The organism is Salmonella sp. NW177, assembly GCF_051811585.1.
Taxonomy (GTDB): Bacteria; Pseudomonadota; Gammaproteobacteria; order Enterobacterales; family Enterobacteriaceae; genus Salmonella; species Salmonella enterica.
The window spans coordinates 1-16,793 of record NZ_JAMMZV010000003.1 but is presented as its reverse complement, the minus strand read 5'-3'; the positions used below and the strand labels follow the sequence as shown (position 1 = coordinate 16,793).

Annotated in this window: 16 protein-coding genes, 2 tRNA genes and 1 rRNA gene; 10 read left to right on the top strand and 9 right to left on the bottom strand. The window is 53.5% G+C overall.

Going from position 1 to position 16,793, the window contains the following annotated elements; translation table 11 throughout:
- Nucleotides 1-239: 239 nt before the first annotated feature.
- The 6 genes from tagK to NA986_RS10340 are packed head-to-tail and all read left to right on the top strand — an operon-like array spanning nt 240 to nt 6,401.
- Nucleotides 240-1,142 carry a type VI secretion system-associated protein TagK gene (gene tagK / locus NA986_RS10365; protein ID WP_023216586.1) on the top strand — a complete coding sequence of 301 codons (903 nt, stop codon included), beginning with the start codon at nt 240-242 and terminating at the stop codon, nt 1,140-1,142.
- A complete protein-coding gene (locus tag NA986_RS10360; RefSeq protein WP_000750535.1) occupies nt 1,129-1,953 on the top strand; it encodes a type VI secretion system accessory protein TagJ in 825 nt (274 codons plus the stop codon). Before tagK ends, NA986_RS10360 begins: the two co-directional genes overlap by 14 nt.
- A complete protein-coding gene (tssE, locus tag NA986_RS10355) occupies nt 1,950-2,444 on the top strand; it encodes a type VI secretion system baseplate subunit TssE (RefSeq protein ID WP_000108007.1) in 495 nt (164 codons plus the stop codon). Before NA986_RS10360 ends, tssE begins: the two co-directional genes overlap by 4 nt.
- A 15-nt stretch (nt 2,445-2,459) precedes the next feature.
- Nucleotides 2,460-4,343, top strand: a complete 1,884-nt coding sequence (gene tssF, locus NA986_RS10350; protein ID WP_023216585.1) for a type VI secretion system baseplate subunit TssF — start codon at nt 2,460-2,462, stop codon at nt 4,341-4,343.
- Nucleotides 4,340-5,335 carry a type VI secretion system baseplate subunit TssG gene (gene tssG / locus NA986_RS10345; protein ID WP_000145239.1) on the top strand — a complete coding sequence of 332 codons (996 nt, stop codon included), beginning with the start codon at nt 4,340-4,342 and terminating at the stop codon, nt 5,333-5,335. The genes tssF and tssG overlap by 4 nt, the downstream gene beginning before the upstream one ends.
- 10 nt (nt 5,336-5,345) lie before the next feature.
- A complete protein-coding gene (locus NA986_RS10340) occupies nt 5,346-6,401 on the top strand; it encodes an ImpA family type VI secretion system protein (RefSeq protein ID WP_000367619.1) in 1,056 nt (351 codons plus the stop codon).
- Nucleotides 6,402-6,721: 320 nt separating this feature from the next.
- Here the strand turns inward: NA986_RS10340 and NA986_RS10335 are convergent.
- Both NA986_RS10335 and dnaQ read right to left on the bottom strand, forming a co-directional pair.
- Nucleotides 6,722-6,798 (bottom strand) — tRNA-Asp (locus tag NA986_RS10335).
- Nucleotides 6,799-6,931: 133 nt separating this feature from the next.
- A complete protein-coding gene (gene dnaQ, locus NA986_RS10330) occupies nt 6,932-7,663 on the bottom strand; it encodes a DNA polymerase III subunit epsilon (RefSeq protein ID WP_001670675.1) in 732 nt (243 codons plus the stop codon).
- A 63-nt stretch (nt 7,664-7,726) separates the two neighbouring features.
- On the opposite strand from dnaQ, the gene rnhA reads away from it, so the two are divergent.
- Entirely contained in the window at nt 7,727-8,194 is a 468-nt protein-coding gene (gene rnhA / locus NA986_RS10325) for a ribonuclease HI (RefSeq protein ID WP_000917872.1), read from the top strand.
- Here the strand turns inward: rnhA and NA986_RS10320 are convergent.
- Complete coding sequence (locus NA986_RS10320) at nt 8,191-8,913, bottom strand: class I SAM-dependent methyltransferase (RefSeq protein ID WP_000801238.1); 723 nt, start codon at nt 8,911-8,913, stop codon at nt 8,191-8,193. The genes rnhA and NA986_RS10320 overlap by 4 nt on opposite strands.
- Nucleotides 8,914-8,947: 34 nt before the next feature.
- Between NA986_RS10320 and gloB the strand changes: the two genes are divergently transcribed.
- Both gloB and mltD read left to right on the top strand, forming a co-directional pair.
- On the top strand, nt 8,948-9,703 hold the full coding sequence (gene gloB / locus NA986_RS10315) for a hydroxyacylglutathione hydrolase (protein WP_001052773.1): 756 nt from the start codon (nt 8,948-8,950) through the stop codon (nt 9,701-9,703).
- 71 nt (nt 9,704-9,774) lie between these two features.
- Complete coding sequence (mltD, locus tag NA986_RS10310) at nt 9,775-11,142, top strand: murein transglycosylase D (protein ID WP_000644706.1); 1,368 nt, start codon at nt 9,775-9,777, stop codon at nt 11,140-11,142.
- Between the two features lie 55 nt (nt 11,143-11,197).
- Here the strand turns inward: mltD and NA986_RS10305 are convergent, their stop codons facing one another.
- The 3 genes from NA986_RS10305 to NA986_RS10295 form a co-directional block, all read right to left on the bottom strand.
- Nucleotides 11,198-11,968, bottom strand: coding sequence for a class I SAM-dependent methyltransferase (locus NA986_RS10305; protein WP_023216584.1), 771 nt, complete (start codon nt 11,966-11,968; stop codon nt 11,198-11,200).
- A 77-nt stretch (nt 11,969-12,045) separates the two neighbouring features.
- Nucleotides 12,046-12,846 carry an endonuclease/exonuclease/phosphatase family protein gene (locus NA986_RS10300; RefSeq protein WP_001230970.1) on the bottom strand — a complete coding sequence of 267 codons (801 nt, stop codon included), beginning with the start codon at nt 12,844-12,846 and terminating at the stop codon, nt 12,046-12,048.
- A gap of 131 nt (nt 12,847-12,977) precedes the next feature.
- Nucleotides 12,978-14,153: an MFS transporter gene (locus tag NA986_RS10295; RefSeq protein WP_001127538.1), complete on the bottom strand. Its 1,176-nt coding sequence runs from the start codon at nt 14,151-14,153 to the stop codon at nt 12,978-12,980.
- Between the two features lie 104 nt (nt 14,154-14,257).
- Here NA986_RS10295 and yafC point away from each other — a divergent pair, with 104 nt between their 5' ends.
- A complete protein-coding gene (gene yafC / locus NA986_RS10290; RefSeq protein WP_000648536.1) occupies nt 14,258-15,172 on the top strand; it encodes a DNA-binding transcriptional regulator YafC in 915 nt (304 codons plus the stop codon).
- Between the two features lie 20 nt (nt 15,173-15,192).
- Here yafC and dkgB read toward each other — a convergent pair whose 3' ends face one another.
- The 3 genes from dkgB to rrf form a co-directional block, all read right to left on the bottom strand.
- A complete protein-coding gene (gene dkgB, locus NA986_RS10285) occupies nt 15,193-15,996 on the bottom strand; it encodes a 2,5-didehydrogluconate reductase DkgB (protein WP_023216583.1) in 804 nt (267 codons plus the stop codon).
- A 164-nt stretch (nt 15,997-16,160) separates the two neighbouring features.
- Nucleotides 16,161-16,237 (bottom strand) — tRNA-Asp (locus NA986_RS10280).
- Nucleotides 16,238-16,428: 191 nt separating this feature from the next.
- A 5S ribosomal RNA gene (gene rrf, locus NA986_RS10275) occupies nt 16,429-16,544 on the bottom strand.
- Nucleotides 16,545-16,793: the final 249 nt, after the last annotated feature.

Genomic DNA, 16,793 nt, shown 5'->3' with positions numbered 1-16,793 from the left:
TAGCAACTAAGCCGTTAATATTAAATAATCAATGAACAGCAAGATAAAAATCGCAATTGCAGAATTAAAAGAAATAATATTTCAAAAAAGACATCTATGCATACAACAATGCATTCACGACGAAAATAATAAAAAGGGTGTCATCAATAATGACTCCCTATGAATTTAGTTAAAATTATTTATGAATTAAAACTCCCTAAACGTTTCCTCCAGAAAAATAAATACATTTAAGGGACATAATGAAACAAGACATGTGGGAATTACGGAAAATACAGTCGCAGGGTATAACGGATAACGCACAGTATCCCGCAGGGACATACATCGTATTTACTGCCGCCGCCCCCTACATTCCGCTTTTTGAGCAACATGGGAAAGACGATATCGCGCTCAGTCTTGTTCGCCACGAAGAGGCGTGGTGGATTGTTAATCACTCTGATGAACTGTGCTGTGCCGTCAATGAGCAGGTGATGGAACCTCATCACCGTATGCGGCTGAATGATGGAGATACGATTGAATGGGGTCTGTCATCCTGGTACCTTGCCCGCACCAATGATGAGTCCCGTCCCGATGTTTCGTTTCCTCAGTTGGTTCAGTCATCTGAATCCGTTGCTGAGTACCTGGATCTGGACTGGTTTAAACAACAACAGCTCAATCCGCAGAACCCGTTCGATATTATTCCCGTCCGGGAAACCGCATCCTCTTACACCGGCCATGAAGCGGATAGCACGCTACACCAGCTTTACCAGGAATATCAGCAGGCATTGCGGCCCTCCGGGCAGGAAAAGCCCCTCCGTCCTAAACCGTTTCCCCGAAATGAAGACGCTGTCACCCAGGATTTGACGTCGTTATACGATAAAAAGGGCGACACCGACACGTTACAGGATATGGTGGCAGGCGCGCCCGGTATTGATGCCATTCTGGATACGCTGGACACGACCGGTGAGGGTGAAATGCACTGGCTGGCGATGGAATCAATGCCCGATATCCTGCAACTGCTCTCGCCGGAACAGGCGGGGAAAACCGCACATAGCGAGATACTGCCCGATCTGACCCGCCGCGAGCATCGTATTATTGGCATCGACAGCCACTACCGAATCACTCCGACACAGAAAAATGGAAATACCGCCCATGAAAAAAACTGACACGCTTCCTGCTACCCTGTCCGCGCTGATACAGGAATACTCTATTGCGGAGGGGATTCAGATGGCGGAGCAGCAGGTTCGGGAAAATCCGGCGAAAGCGCTCTGCCGCCACAGCCTGTTTCAGTTGCTGTGTGTGGCCGGAGACTGGTCGCGGGCGCTACACCAGCTTCAGCTATGCGCCAGGATGGAGGCCAATTATACCCAGGAGGCCCGGCTGTACCGGGAGCTGGTTCGCTGCGAAATGTTCCGCCACACCGTTTTTCAGGGTGAACAACGACCCGGTTTTCTTCTGCCGCAGCCCGTTTGGGTGGAGTCACTGCTGGCGGCACTCGCCTGTCATGACGATACCGGTGAGGTTGATAAACACCGTAATACCGCACTGGAAGCCATAACAGACACGGGCGGGCAGTGGAACGGCGGCGCATTTGACTGGGCGAGCGACAGCGATTCCCGCCTTGGCCCGGTACTTGAGCTGGTCACCGGCGGCGTGTATATCTGGCTGCCGTTTTCGCAAATACGCTCGCTGGAATCGCCGCAACCGACGCGCCTGACCGATCTGCTGTGGAAACCCGTTAATATCACCCTGGTGAATGGCGATACGCACGGCGCCTGGCTCTTTACCCGTTACAGCGGTTCGGAAAGTGCATCCGACGCCCTGCGTTTGTGCCGGGAAACCGCCTGGCAGGACGGCCCCGGCGAAACCACCGTGCGGGCGCTGGGGCAGAAAGTCTGGCTGACCAGCCACGGCGATATCAGCCTGCTGGACATGGCCCATTGTACCTTTCATGCTCAGGAAAACGATGGCGCATGAGCACGTCTCGTTTTACACCCGCTAACCACCTGCTGCCCACCCTATTTGATCGGCTGTGTGACAATGCTCCGTATCAGAAAATTGACCGGGATATCAGCGTCACGCCGGTACAACTGAAGGAGATCATTCGTCGGGATCTCTCCTTTTTGCTCAATACCATTAGCCACGAGGGTGACATCGACGCCCGGCGCTATCCGCAGGCGGCGGCGTCAGTGCTCAACTATGGCCTGCCGCCGCTGGCGGGCAGCTTTATGTATGAGCATAAGTGGGACGATATCAGCGAGGCGATCCGGCGCGCCATTATCCGTTTCGAACCCCGGCTGAACGCCGCCACACTCAGGGTCACGCCCTTGCTCGATAAAACCCGGCAGGGTAGCTATAACACACTACAGTTTGAAATTCGCGGACAAATTCTGACGCAGCCGTATCCCACGGAGTTTCTGGTACGCAGCGCGCTGGATATGGAGCTGAGCCGCATTACGTTCTTTTAATACAGGGCATTATTCATGGATCCACGGCTACTGGAGTATTACAACCGCGAACTGAGCTACCTGCGGGAGACCGGTGCTGAGTTCGCCACCCTCCATCCCAAAATTGCCGCCCGACTGGGGATGCAGGGAACCGATATTGCCGACCCGTATGTGGAACGCATGATCGAGGCGTTCAGCTTTCTGAGCGCCCGCACTCAGCTAAAAATTGACGCCGAGTTTCCCCGCTTCACACAGCGGTTACTGGAAGTCGTCAGCCCCAATTACGTCACCCCCACGCCATCGATGGCAGTGGTAAAGCTGTATCCCGATACGCAGGAAGGCGACCTGGCGAAAGGGGTCACCGTGCCGCGCGATACCGCGTTCGTTTCCCCCATCCCGGAAGGCGAAAATACCGCCTGCCAGTTTCGCAGCAGCCAGGACGTCACGCTGTGGCCGCTGTCCATCGAGGAGGTACGCCTGACCGCCGCGCCGCCGGATATGCCCGCCCTGCACCGCTATCTGCCGCCTAATATTCATGTCGCCGGGGCATTGCGCATCACCCTGCGAACCTTCGGGGAACTGACTTTCAGCGAGCTGGCCGGTCCGGCACGGCTGCCCTTTTACCTCTGCGGCGAAGAACGCATTGCGTCACACCTGTTTGAGCTGCTACATACCAGCGCCGTCGCCACACTGGCCGGTGAACCCGGTCACTTTGACGGCGAACTGAATGTGAATCTTCAACACCCGGTGGCGCACGAAGGGCTGGAGCCAGGGCAGGGGCTGCTGCCGCTCGCCTGGAACGTGTTTCACGGCCATAATCTGCTGCATGAATTTTTCGCCTGTCCGGAACGGTTTTACTTCGTCACCCCGACCGGATTGTCTGCCGGGTTACAAAAGGTGCAGGGCAATGTGGCGGAAATTGTCATACTGCTTAACCGCCTGCCGCCGGACTGGCTGATTCATCAGACGGACGCTGCACAGTTCAGCCTGTTCTGTACGCCGGTGATCAACCTGTTTCCCCGCACCACCACCCGGATTGAAGTTACTCACAGCGTGACGGAACAGCATCTGGTGGTGGATCGTACCCGTCCGCTGGATTACGAGGTGTTTTCTGTTCAGGAAGTCGAAGGCCTGGAAGCGGAAACCACACGGAAGATGATTTTTCGTCCGCTGTATCACACCCGTAATAATGACGAAGGCAACCACGGGCGTTATTTTTCACTGCGTCGTGAGCCGCGCCGCTCGTCAGAAAACGCCCGCCGCTATGGCACCCGAACCCCCTATACCGGCTCGGAAGTCTTCCTGTCGCTGGTTGATCAGCATGAAGCGCCCTACCCGGAAAATCTGCGCCATATCACCGTCACGGCAATGGTGACTAACCGCGATCTGCCCTGCCTTATTCCACGTAATGGCCGGGATGATCTGACCGTAGATGCGGCGATTCCGGTGGCGGGCGTGGGTCTTATCAGACCGCCGCGCCCGCCGCAGCCGCCGCTGGCTGAACGCGAAATGGCCTGGCGGCTGATCCGGCAGTTGTCGTTTAATTATCTGCCGCTGGCCGATCTGGATCACCGCACCGGCGGCCAGGCGCTGCGCGATCTGCTGAATCTGTTTATTCCGGCTCACGACAGCCCGCAGTCGCGCCAGGTGCGCAGCCTGATTGGCTGCAAAACCACCCCGGTGACCCGCCGCCTGCCCGGCTCCGGCCTGTTGGTCTATGGCCGGGGCGTCAGTTGCGAACTGACCGTGGACGAAGAAGGATTTTCCGGTATCAGTCCTTACCTGTTCGGTCTGGTGCTGGAACACTATATTGCCCGCCATGTTTCCATTAATACCTTCTCGCAGATGACGCTGCACTCGATGCAACGCGGGCATGTCATGACCTGGCCGGTCAGAACCGGGCAACGGGGGAGCGTATGACCGGCGCTCTCGACCAGGCGCAGAAAACCCCCTGGCGTTACGGATTCCTGAACCTGATGCGGCGCGTGGATGCCCAGCTCTGTGATACTCCGGCAGGCAGTATCTGGCAGCCACGGATGGAAAAATTCCGTCTGGGACAGACGCCGACGATGACCTTTGCGCCACGGGAAATCGCCCAGGTCAGCTGGCAGGATGGACGCCTGCACCTGAGCCTGTACAGCCTCGGACTATGGGGGCCAAACGGCCCGTTGCCGCTGCACTATACCGAGCTGGCGCTAAACCGCTCAGAGAGTCGTCACGATCCGACGCTGGTTCATTTTTCCAATATTTTTCACCACCGCTGGCTGACGCAGTTCTGGCAGGCATGGCGCAGCGCCCAGTCCGCTGGTGGCGGGCTGGACAAACCGGAACACGACCGTTTTGCGTTTTATATCGCCAGTCTCAGCGGGCAGGATCTACGGGAAAGCGCCGAAAGCCCGCTGTCAGATCATGTTCGCCTGGCAGCCTCCGCCCATCTGGTACGCGAATCGCGCAATCCTGACGGGCTGGCCGCCACGCTGGCACACTATTTCAGCGTACCTTTTGCGGTGAAAGAGTTCGCCCTGCACTGGATAACGGTGGCGAACGATGAAATCACCCGTCTGGGCACGCCCGCGCAGTCTTCGGTGCTGGGCAACGGGGCGCTTATCGGCCAGGCCGTACCGGATATGCAGTACAAATTCCGGCTAATTATCGGCCCGCTCACGCTGGAGGATTACCTGCGTTTTCTGCCCGGCGGCAACAATCTGCCCGTGCTGACAGAACTGGTGCGTACGTTCATCGGTTTTGAATATTGCTGGGAAATTGAGCTGCAGTTGAAGCCTCATGCCGCACCGCCTGCGGTGATCGGCGGCGCGCAGCGGCTTGGCTGGACGGCCTGGGCAGGTAAAGCCATGCATGACCGTCCGGTGACAGGCATGATTTTTGAACCTGAACACGGCTTAACCCACTGAGAGTAATGATATGGATATGTCCCTGACTAAACCGGTAAGCGCGGAACAACCCTGCGGCCCCGATCCGGAGTACGACCCGGAATACCTGCTGCTGTTCAGTCGCGCCGCCCCCCAGGCGGAGGCGCAATATGGTGATTTTGTCAGTACGCCGGAAGCCGTGAACTGGCCGGAAATTGAGCGTGATGCGCGCCGTCTGCTCACGCGCAGTAAGGATATCCGGGTGTTGATCCTGCTGCTGCGCAGTCGCATCCAGCAGGCTGGCGCACAGGGACTGGCGGAAATGCTCACACAACTGGCAGAACTGAGCGTAATCTGGTCCGATGCACTCCATCCACAGCTGCTTACCGGCGAAGGCGCATCCGCAGAATCTATTGAAGATGCGGCGCTGGCGCGCAGTAATGCCCTGGCGGCGCTGCTGGATCACGAAGGCGTGATGGCAGACATTCGCGGTATCACGCTGTCAAACAGTGCCGCCCTGCGCCTGCAGGTACGGGATGTCGAGCGCGCGTTATCCGCCCCTCGCCCGGCTGATGCGCTGGCCCCCGAATCCGTCCGCCAGCAACTGGCCGACCTCGAAGCCCGTGGGGCATTACCGCTGGCAGCGTTTCGCGAAGCGCAGGAAAGCGCAGAACGCCTGCAAGTGTGGGCGCGTGAGACATTAGGCGATCTGGCTCCAGATTTTTCACGCCTGCGGCAGTTGTTAGCGCTGCTGCCTGACGTGGTACAGACAACCACACCGGAAATCCCTCCGTCGCCAGCGCCAGTGCCAGACCCCGCAGGCACGGTTATGGATAATGCCGTTCCGGCACGGGCAGAGGATGTGCCGCCTGTCAACGCGCCACCCGGTATATCCCTCCCACACAATGCTGAACCGGGGCCAATTCGCGATCGTAATGATGCGTTGGAGCGCCTGCGGTGCATTCGTCGCTGGTTTGAGAGCAGTGAACCCAGTAGCCCGACCATCCCACTGTTACGCCAGGCTGAAAGACTGGTGGGAAAACGGTTCTCGGAGGTGATCAATGAGATCCCGGTGGAGTTGCTGGAGAAGTGGGATGCCCTGGAGTGATGATGCGCATGTCTGGCGGTTCTCCGTAATTATCTGAGTGACATCAACATTACGCAGTCTGCTTCTGCGCTGAACATGTCCCGATCCCGGTTAAGCACCGCCATGAGGCCGCGCCTTAAATGTCAGTGGGATCAAAATAGCCATGACAGTGAAAGAAGTGGCGGTAATATCCTGTTCGTCATCCAGGCGTAGGCCCATTTGCGTCAGATTCCACGATAGGCGGTGGCACTGCTGAAGACGAAAAAAAACCGCATCCTTTTTACAGTGATGCGGTTTTTTTTACTTCACAGGATGTATAAAAACACCCTGAGATTTGTATCTGGCGGAACGGACGGGACTCGAACCCGCGACCCCCTGCGTGACAGGCAGGTATTCTAACCAACTGAACTACCGCTCCGTGATGTTCCCGCTGGGAACGAGGCGAATATTACGGTTTGCGGTGTCGCCCGTCAACGCTTTTTCTCACCTTTTGAATCAGTTGCTGCAAAAATCGCCCGAAGGATGATTTTTATAGCCTAAAAAGGAATAAATTACGCCCGCCAAAGGCAACTTCCGCCCTTTTTCTGCACCAGATCAAGCCGCGATTCATGCGCAGCCAGCTCTTCCTCAGAGGCAAAAACGACCCGTAACCGGCTGGCCTGGCGAACGATTCGCTGAATGGTCGCCTCACCTTGCTGCCGTTGCGTCTCTCCTTCCATCGCAAACGTCATGGACGTTTGTCCGCCCGTCATCGCCAGATACACTTCAGCAAGGATCTGGGCATCGAGCAATGCGCCGTGCAAAGTACGTTTGCTATTATCTATCTCATAACGCGAACACAGTGCATCAAGGCTGTTACGCTTGCCGGGGAACATTTTCCGCGCCAACGCCAGGCTGTCGGTAACTTTGCAGAAAGTATTGGTTTTAGGAATATCGCGTTTAAGCAGACCAAACTCATAATCCATAAAGCCGATATCGAACGATGCGTTATGGATGACCAGCTCCGCGCCGCGGATATAATCAAGAAACTCATCGACCACATCAGCAAAAACCGGCTTATCCAGCAGAAACTCATCGGCGATGCCGTGTACGCCAAAAGCCTCCGGATCCACCAGCCGATCCGGCTTCAGGTAAACGTGGAAGTTATTACCGGTCAGACGACGGTTTATCACCTCAACCGCACCGATCTCAATAATCTTGTGACCTTCATAGTGCGCGCCTATCTGGTTCATACCGGTGGTTTCGGTATCGAGGACAATCTGTCGTGTAATTGCAGTGCTCATATCGGTCATTTATGTCAGACTTGCGTTTTGTTATCGATTTCAATTACAGGAAGTCTACCAGAGATGCTTAAACAGGTAGAAATTTTCACCGATGGCTCTTGCCTGGGGAATCCAGGGCCTGGTGGTTATGGCGCTATCTTACGCTATCGCGGTCATGAAAAAACGTTTAGTGAAGGTTACACGCTGACCACCAATAACCGTATGGAACTGATGGCGGCGATCGTCGCGCTTGAAGCGTTAAAAGAACATTGCGAAGTGACATTGAGCACCGACAGCCAATATGTGCGGCAAGGAATTACCCAATGGATTCATAACTGGAAGAAACGCGGCTGGAAAACAGCGGAAAAGAAACCCGTAAAAAATGTCGATCTGTGGAAACGTCTCGATGCTGCGTTAGGTCAGCATCAGATCAAATGGGTATGGGTCAAAGGCCATGCAGGCCATCCCGAAAACGAGCGTTGTGATGAACTGGCGCGCGCCGCGGCAATGAACCCCACGCAGGAAGATAGTGGCTACCAGGCGGAGGCTTAGCCATCCGGTTTGCGATATTGCCGGGTGGCGCCAACGGTCTGGCGGATAGGGGTTTTACTTTTATTATGTCGCAGCGGATTAAGCGTAAGCGGGATGGTCCGCTTACGGGCCACAATAAGCTGTAAACAGCCCAGCGCCGGGATATGCGTATTTAAAAGCCGCCCCCCCTGCTTTTTCCAGGGTAAGACATGAAAACGGCTATAATGTAGCACTTCAAAATTGAGTAAAGACAGCCAGTCCAGTTGCCGCATAAGGGTAAACATCCGACTATTATAGGGCGGTGTTTTACGTAAAACGGGTACCAGTTTACGTAACCCCATCAAACTCAGCGGGTTAAATCCACTGATGACCAGCCAACCGTCATCAATCAATACGCGGTCGGCTTCCCGCAATAAACGGTGCGGGTCGGTACACCACGGCAAAGTATGCGCCAGCAGACAAACATCGACGGATTTATCTGCAAAAGGAAGGTGTAGCGGATCGGCCAGAACCTGCATCGGTGAGCCCTGCGATGAAACATTCACTTGATGGGAGACCGCGCACGCTTCGGAATTGATTTCTGCGCTTAAATTACCGATTTTAAGCAAATGGAAACCATACATTTTTGCAAACCACGGATTTAGCTGCTGTTCCAGCGCCTCACGGTAGTAATTGCCCCAGGGCAACTCACCCCAACATCCGGGCGCAACGACAGTTTGAGAGAGCCTTGCCGGTTTCATCGCAACCTTCCGCTAATTATTTGAGAGGTAATATATGAATCTTAACAGTATTCCCGCGTTTCAGGACAATTACATCTGGGTGCTGACCAATGATGAAGGCCGCTGTGTGATTGTTGATCCCGGCGAAGCGGCCCCCGTCTTAAAGGCCATTGCTGAACATAAGTGGATGCCGGAGGCGATTTTTCTGACGCATCACCATCACGATCATGTTGGCGGAGTCAAAGAGCTGTTGCAACACTTCCCGCAAATGACGGTTTATGGACCGGCGGAAACACAAGACAAGGGAGCAACCCATCTTGTTGGCGATGGCGATACTATTCGCGTTTTAGGCGAGAAATTTACTCTTTTTGCCACGCCGGGCCACACGTTAGGACACGTCTGTTACTTTAGCCATCCTTACTTATTCTGCGGCGACACGCTGTTCTCTGGCGGCTGTGGTCGACTGTTTGAAGGCACGCCATCACAGATGTATCAGTCACTTATGAAAATTAATTCTCTGCCTGACGACACTCTCATTTGCTGCGCTCACGAATACACTTTAGCTAACATTAAGTTCGCATTGAGCATACTTCCGCACGATTCGTTCATAAATGAATATTATCGTAAAGTTAAAGAGTTACGTGTAAAAAAACAAATGACACTACCCGTTATTCTTAAAAATGAGCGTAAGATTAATCTTTTTTTAAGAACAGAAGATATTGATTTAATTAATGAAATCAACAAAGAAACAATATTGCAACAACCAGAAGCGCGTTTTGCATGGTTAAGGTCAAAGAAAGACACGTTCTGATAATTCTTACTTGTCATTCGCTAACTTCGCCGTTATGATCGGTCGTCTTTTAAGCAACTATTGACACACACATGAAGGCAAAAGCGATATTACTCGCCTCTGTCCTGCTTGTGGGGTGCCAGACGTCTCAGAACACTGGCAACGTCCAACAGCACGCACAGAGCCTTTCTGCAGCTGGTCAAGGGGAAGCAGGAAAGTTTACGAGTCAGGCACGATGGATGGACGACGGAACGTCTATCGCGCCAGATCAGGACTTGTGGGCTTTCATTGGCGACGAGCTAAAGATGGGAATTCCGGAAAACAGCCGGATTCGCGAACAGAAACAGAAGTATTTACGCAATAAGAGCTATCTCCACGATGTAACTTTACGGGCAGAGCCGTATATGTACTGGATAGCGGGGCAGGTTAAGAAACGTAACATGCCTATGGAGCTGGTACTACTACCCATAGTGGAGAGCGCTTTTGATCCTCACGCAACGTCTGGCGCCAATGCCGCAGGCATCTGGCAGATCATACCGAGCACAGGGCGCAATTATGGTTTAAAGCAGACCCGTAATTATGACGCGCGTCGCGATGTTGTAGCCTCTACGACCGCCGCGTTAGACATGATGCAGCGTCTGAACAAAATGTTTGACGGCGACTGGCTGTTAACCGTTGCAGCGTATAACAGCGGCGAAGGCCGTGTTATGCGGGCAATTAAAGCAAACAAAGCGCGTGGAAAACCGACGGATTTCTGGTCGCTTTCTTTGCCCAGAGAAACGAAACTCTACGTACCTAAGATGCTGGCATTGAGTGAAATTCTCAAAAACAGCAAACGCTACGGCGTACGTCTGCCAACAACAGATGAAAGCCGAGCGCTGGCACGAGTTCGTTTAAACAGTCCAGTTGAAATGGCGCAGGTTGCGGATATGGCGGGCATGTCTATCAGCAAGCTGAAGACGTTTAATGCCGGTGTAAAAGGGTCTACCTTAGGCGTAAGCGGTCCGCAATATGTTATGGTGCCCAAAAAGCATGCCGAGCAGTTGCGTGAGTCGCTGGCTTCCGGTGAGATTGACGCCGTTCAGTCCCAACTGATCGCCGACAATACGCCGTTGAATAGCCGTAGCTATAAGGTGCGCTCTGGCGATACGCTTTCCGGTATTGCTTCGCGGCTTGGCGTAAGCACGAAGGACTTGCAGCAGTGGAACAACCTGCGTGGTTCGCGCCTGAAAATCGGGCAAAGCCTGACCGTAGGCGCTGGCAGCAGCGCGCAACGACTGGCAAACAATAGCGATAGCATTACCTATCGTGTCCGTAAAGGCGATTCGCTTTCCAGTATCGCCAGACGTCACGGGGTTAATATCAAAGATGTGATGCGCTGGAACCATGATACGGATAATCTACAACCGGGCGATCAGCTTACGTTGTTTGTGAAGGACAATAGCACGCCAGACTCCTGATATTGTCCGACGAAAAAGCCAAAAGGCGCCGCTTCCCCCGGCGCCTTTTAAATTGCTATACCGCTTTATGCGCTTCCAGCATGATAGTATCGCTGCTAAACGAGCCGTCATCCTGCAACTCAAAATAACGCTTCACCTCTACCGGGGCGCTCGCCTGATATAATCGAATCGCCTCAACCAACGGCGCTGGCGTACGCATCCGCGTTACCCATGAGCGAAACTCCAGCGATAAACGATCGGTTATCACGGTATTCGTTACCAGCATCGCGTTATTGACCATCGCCAGCCATTCGCCACTGGAATAGTTACGGACATGCGACGTGTCGCGTAACGCCTCCACCGTTTGCAGCCAGATATCGCGTACAGGATGTCCAGGCGACATGACATCCATGATAATCAGCACGCCGCCGGGTTTTAATACACGATAAACCTCATGCAATGCCTGACCAACGTCGTGCCAGTGATGCGCGGAATAGCGGCTAATCACCACCTCAAACGATGCATCTTCAAAGGGCAGTTTTTCGGCATAGCCTTGGCGGAGAGTAATATTACTTAAATGTCTTTCTTCCGCCGCTCCAGCGACAACCTCAAGCATGCTGGCGGATAAATCGTATGCCACGACCGAGTTGGCATGTTGCGCAGCGACAAAACTCGCGTGTCCAGCCCCACATCCCATATCCAGTACGTTCGCGTGGGAAAAATCAGACAGCCTTTGCGCCAGCCGCGCTAAGTCACGACCCGCTGCGTGAACGGCGCTATGTAAATAGGCGTTCGCCTGTGAACCAAACTGCTTTTCAACATTGTCATGGTGGGAATGCGTTGTCATGGTAGTGCCCTTCTGTTATGAGAAAAATAGAGGGCAGCACCCGCAGAGGCCTGCCCCACGGCAGACCTGACGCACCTTTATTGCTCAGGTTTGCCGGGACTGAATTCAACGAGTAGCGGATTGTGATCGGAAGCGCGCGTCACCAGTACGGAGGCTTCATTTACGTTTAACCCACGATAAAAAACAAAATCCAGCGGTCGTCCAAATGCACGACGGCGCTGATCGTCAGTGAAACGCACCTGGCGCAGCGACATCTCACGTGCAAAGCGGTACAACGCATTCATACGTGGACGGCTCCAGGCATTAAAATCACCCGCCATAATGACAGGGCCGCTATGGTGCGCAATCTGGTCGCCGATCGGAAGTAACTGCTTACTGTATACGTCCACGCCCAGACTAAAATTTACCGCATGAACATTTACTACCATTAATAAACGGGTATCCGGCAAGGGATATACCGTCACCAGGGCTGATTTCGCCAAACGTAAAATCGGTTCTCTTTCCCGTAAAGGGCAGCAGTAAACAGGATGGGCGGCAGAAAGCGTCATGACGCCAGACGGATGCTGAGGTAGTACAAAAGCGGGAACCTGGTCGGCGGCAAGATAGTTAGCGGTGGCAAACTGTACCAGTTCAGGCGTCGTCTGTGCCTCCTGCAACAGGACCAGATGCGCATCTTTGCCGTAGTTCTTCAGCACCGATAACCATTCGGCTCGCTGCTGCTTGAATATATTCCACACGAGGATACGGATCCGCTCTTCACTGCTTAGCGGTTCCCCGGCGGGCAATGCCTGGCCAATGCTCGCAAACGACCCTGGCGGCAAAATCCGCTCGGCGGGCTGTCCGGCAACATAGCGCATCGCATAGGTGTTTTTTCGCACTTTTGACTTTCAAACCTCTGTAACGTCAACCAGTCCTCAACCGGACTGGTTCTTCTGTTATAGGGATTTTAGCACTCACTTTCAACGAACAATTGCAGTTTGTTTTGTAAGTAGGCGCTTACATCAATAATTTACTCCAGAGCAATGCGTACAGGTTTATCAAGACGTCCGCTGACACCCATCAGCAGGAAAGCCACCAGAACAATGAGGGCGCCAATCCACGGCGTCTGCGCCAAACCGTAATGCTCCACCGTTTGCCCGCCAATCACGGAGCCCAGCGCAATACCAATGTTAAACGCCGCAATGTTCAGACCTGACGCCACATCTACCGCATTAGGCGTGAATTGTTCCGCTTTCTGTACCACGTAGACCTGCAACCCCGGTACGTTACCGAAGGCAAAGACCCCCATCACCAGGATGGTAGCCAGCGCGGCATACTGCGTGGAGGCCGTCACCTGGAAGACCATAAGCAGAACAAACAGCGCGGCGAAAATGAATTTCAGCGCCGGCACGGCGCCATGCTTATCCGCCAGTTTACCGCCCCAGATATTGCCGATAGCCACTGATACGCCATACCCCAGTAAGATCCAGCTTACCGCTGCCGGGGAGAATCCCGCCAGATCCTGCATCATTGGCGCCAGGAAGGTGAATGCCGTGAATACCCCGCCGTAGCCAAGCGCCGTAACGGCGTAAATCAGCAACAGACGAGGATGAGTCAGTACTTTCACCTGGTCACGAATGCTGGCGGCCGCCCGACCGGGAATGTTGGCCGGGATCAGCAGTTGACTGCTCATCAGCGCAATCACCCCTAACAGTGATACCGCAAGGAAGGTCTCACGCCAGCCAAAATGCTGACCGATAAATGTTCCCAGCGGCACGCCCGTGACCAGCGCTACCGTTAAACCACCAAACATAATAGCGATCGCAGAAGCCGCTTTCTCTTTTGGCACCAGACTTGTCGCGATGGTAGATCCAATCGAGAAGAACACGCCGTGCGCCAGGCCCGTCAGCAGACGGGCGACGATTAATGTCATATAGCCCGGTGCCTGCCATGCCAGCAAATTCCCCGCCGTAAACAAGACCATCAGCGCGACCAGTAACTGTTTACGCGGCAGGCGTCCGGTCAGCGCGGTTAGCACCGGCGCGCCAATAGCCACACCCAGCGCATAGATTGAAACCAGCATTCCGGCGGAAGGTAACGAGATAGCCAGTTGTTGAGCAATGGTCGGCACCAGGCCGACAATCACAAACTCAGTCGTACCGATAGCGAAAGCACTTATTGTCAGTGCAAATAAAGCGAGAGGCATACATAACTCCATAACAGCAGTAATCAGATGACACGCAGTATGCCTGGATGTTTTAATGACAAAAATAGCCAAAATATCAATTTAATTTTGCTTCAGGAGCAAAAATGAAAGCCACCTCCGAAGAACTCGCAATTTTTGTCGCTGTCGTGGAAAGCGGCAGCTTCAGCCGGGCGGCAGAGCAGCTTGGACAGGCCAATTCCGCTGTCAGCCGGGCAGTTAAAAAGCTGGAGATGAAGCTCGGCGTCAGTCTGCTTAATCGTACGACTCGACAGCTGAGCCTGACTGAAGAAGGAGAGCGATACTTCAGGCGCGTGCAGCAGATACTGCAAGAAATGGCCGCCGCAGAAACGGAAATCATGGAGTCGCGTAATACCCCGCGCGGCTTACTGCGTATCGATGCGGCAACGCCGGTAATGCTGCATTTCCTGATGCCGCTGATTAAACCTTTTCGTGAACGGTATCCGGAAATAACGTTGTCTCTTGTCTCCTCAGAAACGTTCATCAATCTTATTGAACGAAAAGTGGATGTTGCGATACGCGCAGGCACGTTGACAGATTCAAGTCTGCGCGCGCGTCCGTTATTTACCAGTTATCGTAAGATTATCGCCTCACCGGATTATATTGCCCGTTTTGGCAAGCCAGAGACCGTTGAAGAGTTAAAACGGCATCTGTGCCTGGGGTTCTCAGAACCTGTTTCGCTCAATACCTGGCCGATTGCCTGTAGCGATGGGCAGCTCCATGAGGTTGAATGTGGGATTTCTTCCAACAGCGGGGAAACGTTAAAACAACTTTGCCTGAACGGTAACGGCATTGCATGTCTTTCAGATTATATGATTGATAAAGAGATCGCGCGGGGAGAACTGGTGGAACTGCTGGCCGATAAACGTCTGCCGGTAGAAATGCCTTTCAGCGCCGTTTACTACAGCGATCGCGCCGTCAGCACACGCATTCGGGCATTTATCGACTTTTTGAGCGAATATATAAGAACAGCCCCCGCAGGAGCTGTGAAAGAGGGATAAAGGTACAAAGGATCGGGTAATTAATCCCAGGCAGGGGCCAGTCCTTCCGGGCTAACCAGACGATCGTTGCAGTCCAGTGCCGCGATCGCTGCTCTATCTTCGGCATCCAGATGCAGGTCCAGTGCCAGCAGGTTGCTTGCCAGGTTTTCACGCCTGGTGGATGAAGGGATCACCGAGTAACCTTCACCCATTGCCCATGCCAGAATAACCTGCGCCGGGGTCGCATTATGTTTAGCCGCAATGCGCGCAATCACTTCATCTTTCAGCGCCTTACCGTATGCCAGCGTCATGTAAGAGGTGATATGGATACCGTGCGCTTTCGCCCAGTCAACCACCTTACGATTCTGCAGATACGGAGATAGCTCAATCTGGTTGGTGGCGATATGGTCTGCGCCCACCGCGGCAATAGCCTTTTTCATCAACGGAATGGTGAAGTTTGAAATGCCAATTTCGCGAGTCAGCCCTTGTTTTTTAGCTTCCAGCAATGCCTGCATAAATTCTTCGACAGACACGGCATCACCCGGAGATGGCCAGTGGATCAGCGTCAGATCGACATAATCGGTACGCAGTTTTTTCAGGCTCTCTTTCAGGCTTGGGATTAGCTTGTCTTTGCTAAGGTTTTCAATCCAGATCTTGGTGGTGATGTACAGCTCATTACGTGGTACACCGCTTTCAGCAATCGCCTGTCCAACAGCCGCTTCATTATCATAGATCTGTGCAGTGTCGACAGCACGGTAGCCCAGTTCAAGCGCCGTTTTAACAGAAGCGATAACCACGTCGTCTTTCAGGCGAAAAGTACCTAAACCGAATGCAGGGATAGTCATAGAATTCCTCTTTTTAATCACTATGTTCGTTAACTGAGGGGATTATGACCTTCAGCGCTTTGCAGAAAAAGAGCGAGAAATGCAGAGGATTTTTGCGAATTGAGCAATAATTAAATGACATGCAAAGAAAAAGCCCTGAGCTAATGCTCAGGGCTCTTAATAAGTGGCGGAACGGACGGGACTCGAACCCGCGACCCCCTGCGTGACAGGCAGGTATTCTAACCAACTGAACTACCGCTCCACCGAATTTCTTTGTCACAACCCGGATTTTCATCCCGGTTTACTGCAATTTGATGCCTGGCAGTTTATGAATCACTTCGTGATTCACCCTTCGGGCCGTTGCTTCGCAACGTTCAAAAGCTTTCGCTTTTGTCCTACTCTCTGTCGAGTAGTGAACTGCCCCGAAAGTTAATGCCATACTTCTAATTTGATGCCTGGCAGTTCCCTACTCTCGCATGGGGAGACCCCACACTACCATCGGCGCTACGGCGTTTCACTTCTGAGTTCGGCATGGGGTCAGGTGGGACCACCGCGCTAGTGCCGCCAGGCAAATTCTTTGTGCTCTGTACGCAATTCTTTATCGCATCAGCGGCGTTGCCTGCGCTCGTAAAGTCAGTCACATACTTCAGTATGCTCCTTCCTTTCCTTCGCTTGCCGCCTTGCTGCTGCGCAAATTATTGCGTACTCAACTCTGAATCAGTGCTGAAAATCGTCTCTCATCCGCCAAAACATCTTCGGCGTTGTAAGGTTAAGCCTCACGGTTCATTAGTACCGGTTAGCTCAACGCATCGCTGCGC

What these genes read in the sequence shown, in the direction of transcription:
- tagK (WP_023216586.1), top strand. Translation starts at nt 240, where the DNA reads ATGAAACAAGACATGTGGGAATTACGGAAAATACAGTCGCAGGGTATA.
- NA986_RS10360 (WP_000750535.1), top strand. Translation starts at nt 1,129, where the DNA reads ATGAAAAAAACTGACACGCTTCCTGCTACCCTGTCCGCGCTGATACAG.
- tssE (WP_000108007.1), top strand. Translation starts at nt 1,950, where the DNA reads ATGAGCACGTCTCGTTTTACACCCGCTAACCACCTGCTGCCCACCCTA.
- tssF (WP_023216585.1), top strand. Translation starts at nt 2,460, where the DNA reads ATGGATCCACGGCTACTGGAGTATTACAACCGCGAACTGAGCTACCTG.
- tssG (WP_000145239.1), top strand. Translation starts at nt 4,340, where the DNA reads ATGACCGGCGCTCTCGACCAGGCGCAGAAAACCCCCTGGCGTTACGGA.
- NA986_RS10340 (WP_000367619.1), top strand. Translation starts at nt 5,346, where the DNA reads ATGGATATGTCCCTGACTAAACCGGTAAGCGCGGAACAACCCTGCGGC.
- dnaQ (WP_001670675.1), bottom strand. Translation starts at nt 7,663, where the DNA reads ATGAGCACTGCAATTACACGACAGATTGTCCTCGATACCGAAACCACC.
- rnhA (WP_000917872.1), top strand. Translation starts at nt 7,727, where the DNA reads ATGCTTAAACAGGTAGAAATTTTCACCGATGGCTCTTGCCTGGGGAAT.
- NA986_RS10320 (WP_000801238.1), bottom strand. Translation starts at nt 8,913, where the DNA reads ATGAAACCGGCAAGGCTCTCTCAAACTGTCGTTGCGCCCGGATGTTGG.
- gloB (WP_001052773.1), top strand. Translation starts at nt 8,948, where the DNA reads ATGAATCTTAACAGTATTCCCGCGTTTCAGGACAATTACATCTGGGTG.
- mltD (WP_000644706.1), top strand. Translation starts at nt 9,775, where the DNA reads ATGAAGGCAAAAGCGATATTACTCGCCTCTGTCCTGCTTGTGGGGTGC.
- NA986_RS10305 (WP_023216584.1), bottom strand. Translation starts at nt 11,968, where the DNA reads ATGACAACGCATTCCCACCATGACAATGTTGAAAAGCAGTTTGGTTCA.
- NA986_RS10295 (WP_001127538.1), bottom strand. Translation starts at nt 14,153, where the DNA reads ATGCCTCTCGCTTTATTTGCACTGACAATAAGTGCTTTCGCTATCGGT.
- yafC (WP_000648536.1), top strand. Translation starts at nt 14,258, where the DNA reads ATGAAAGCCACCTCCGAAGAACTCGCAATTTTTGTCGCTGTCGTGGAA.
- dkgB (WP_023216583.1), bottom strand. Translation starts at nt 15,996, where the DNA reads ATGACTATCCCTGCATTCGGTTTAGGTACTTTTCGCCTGAAAGACGAC.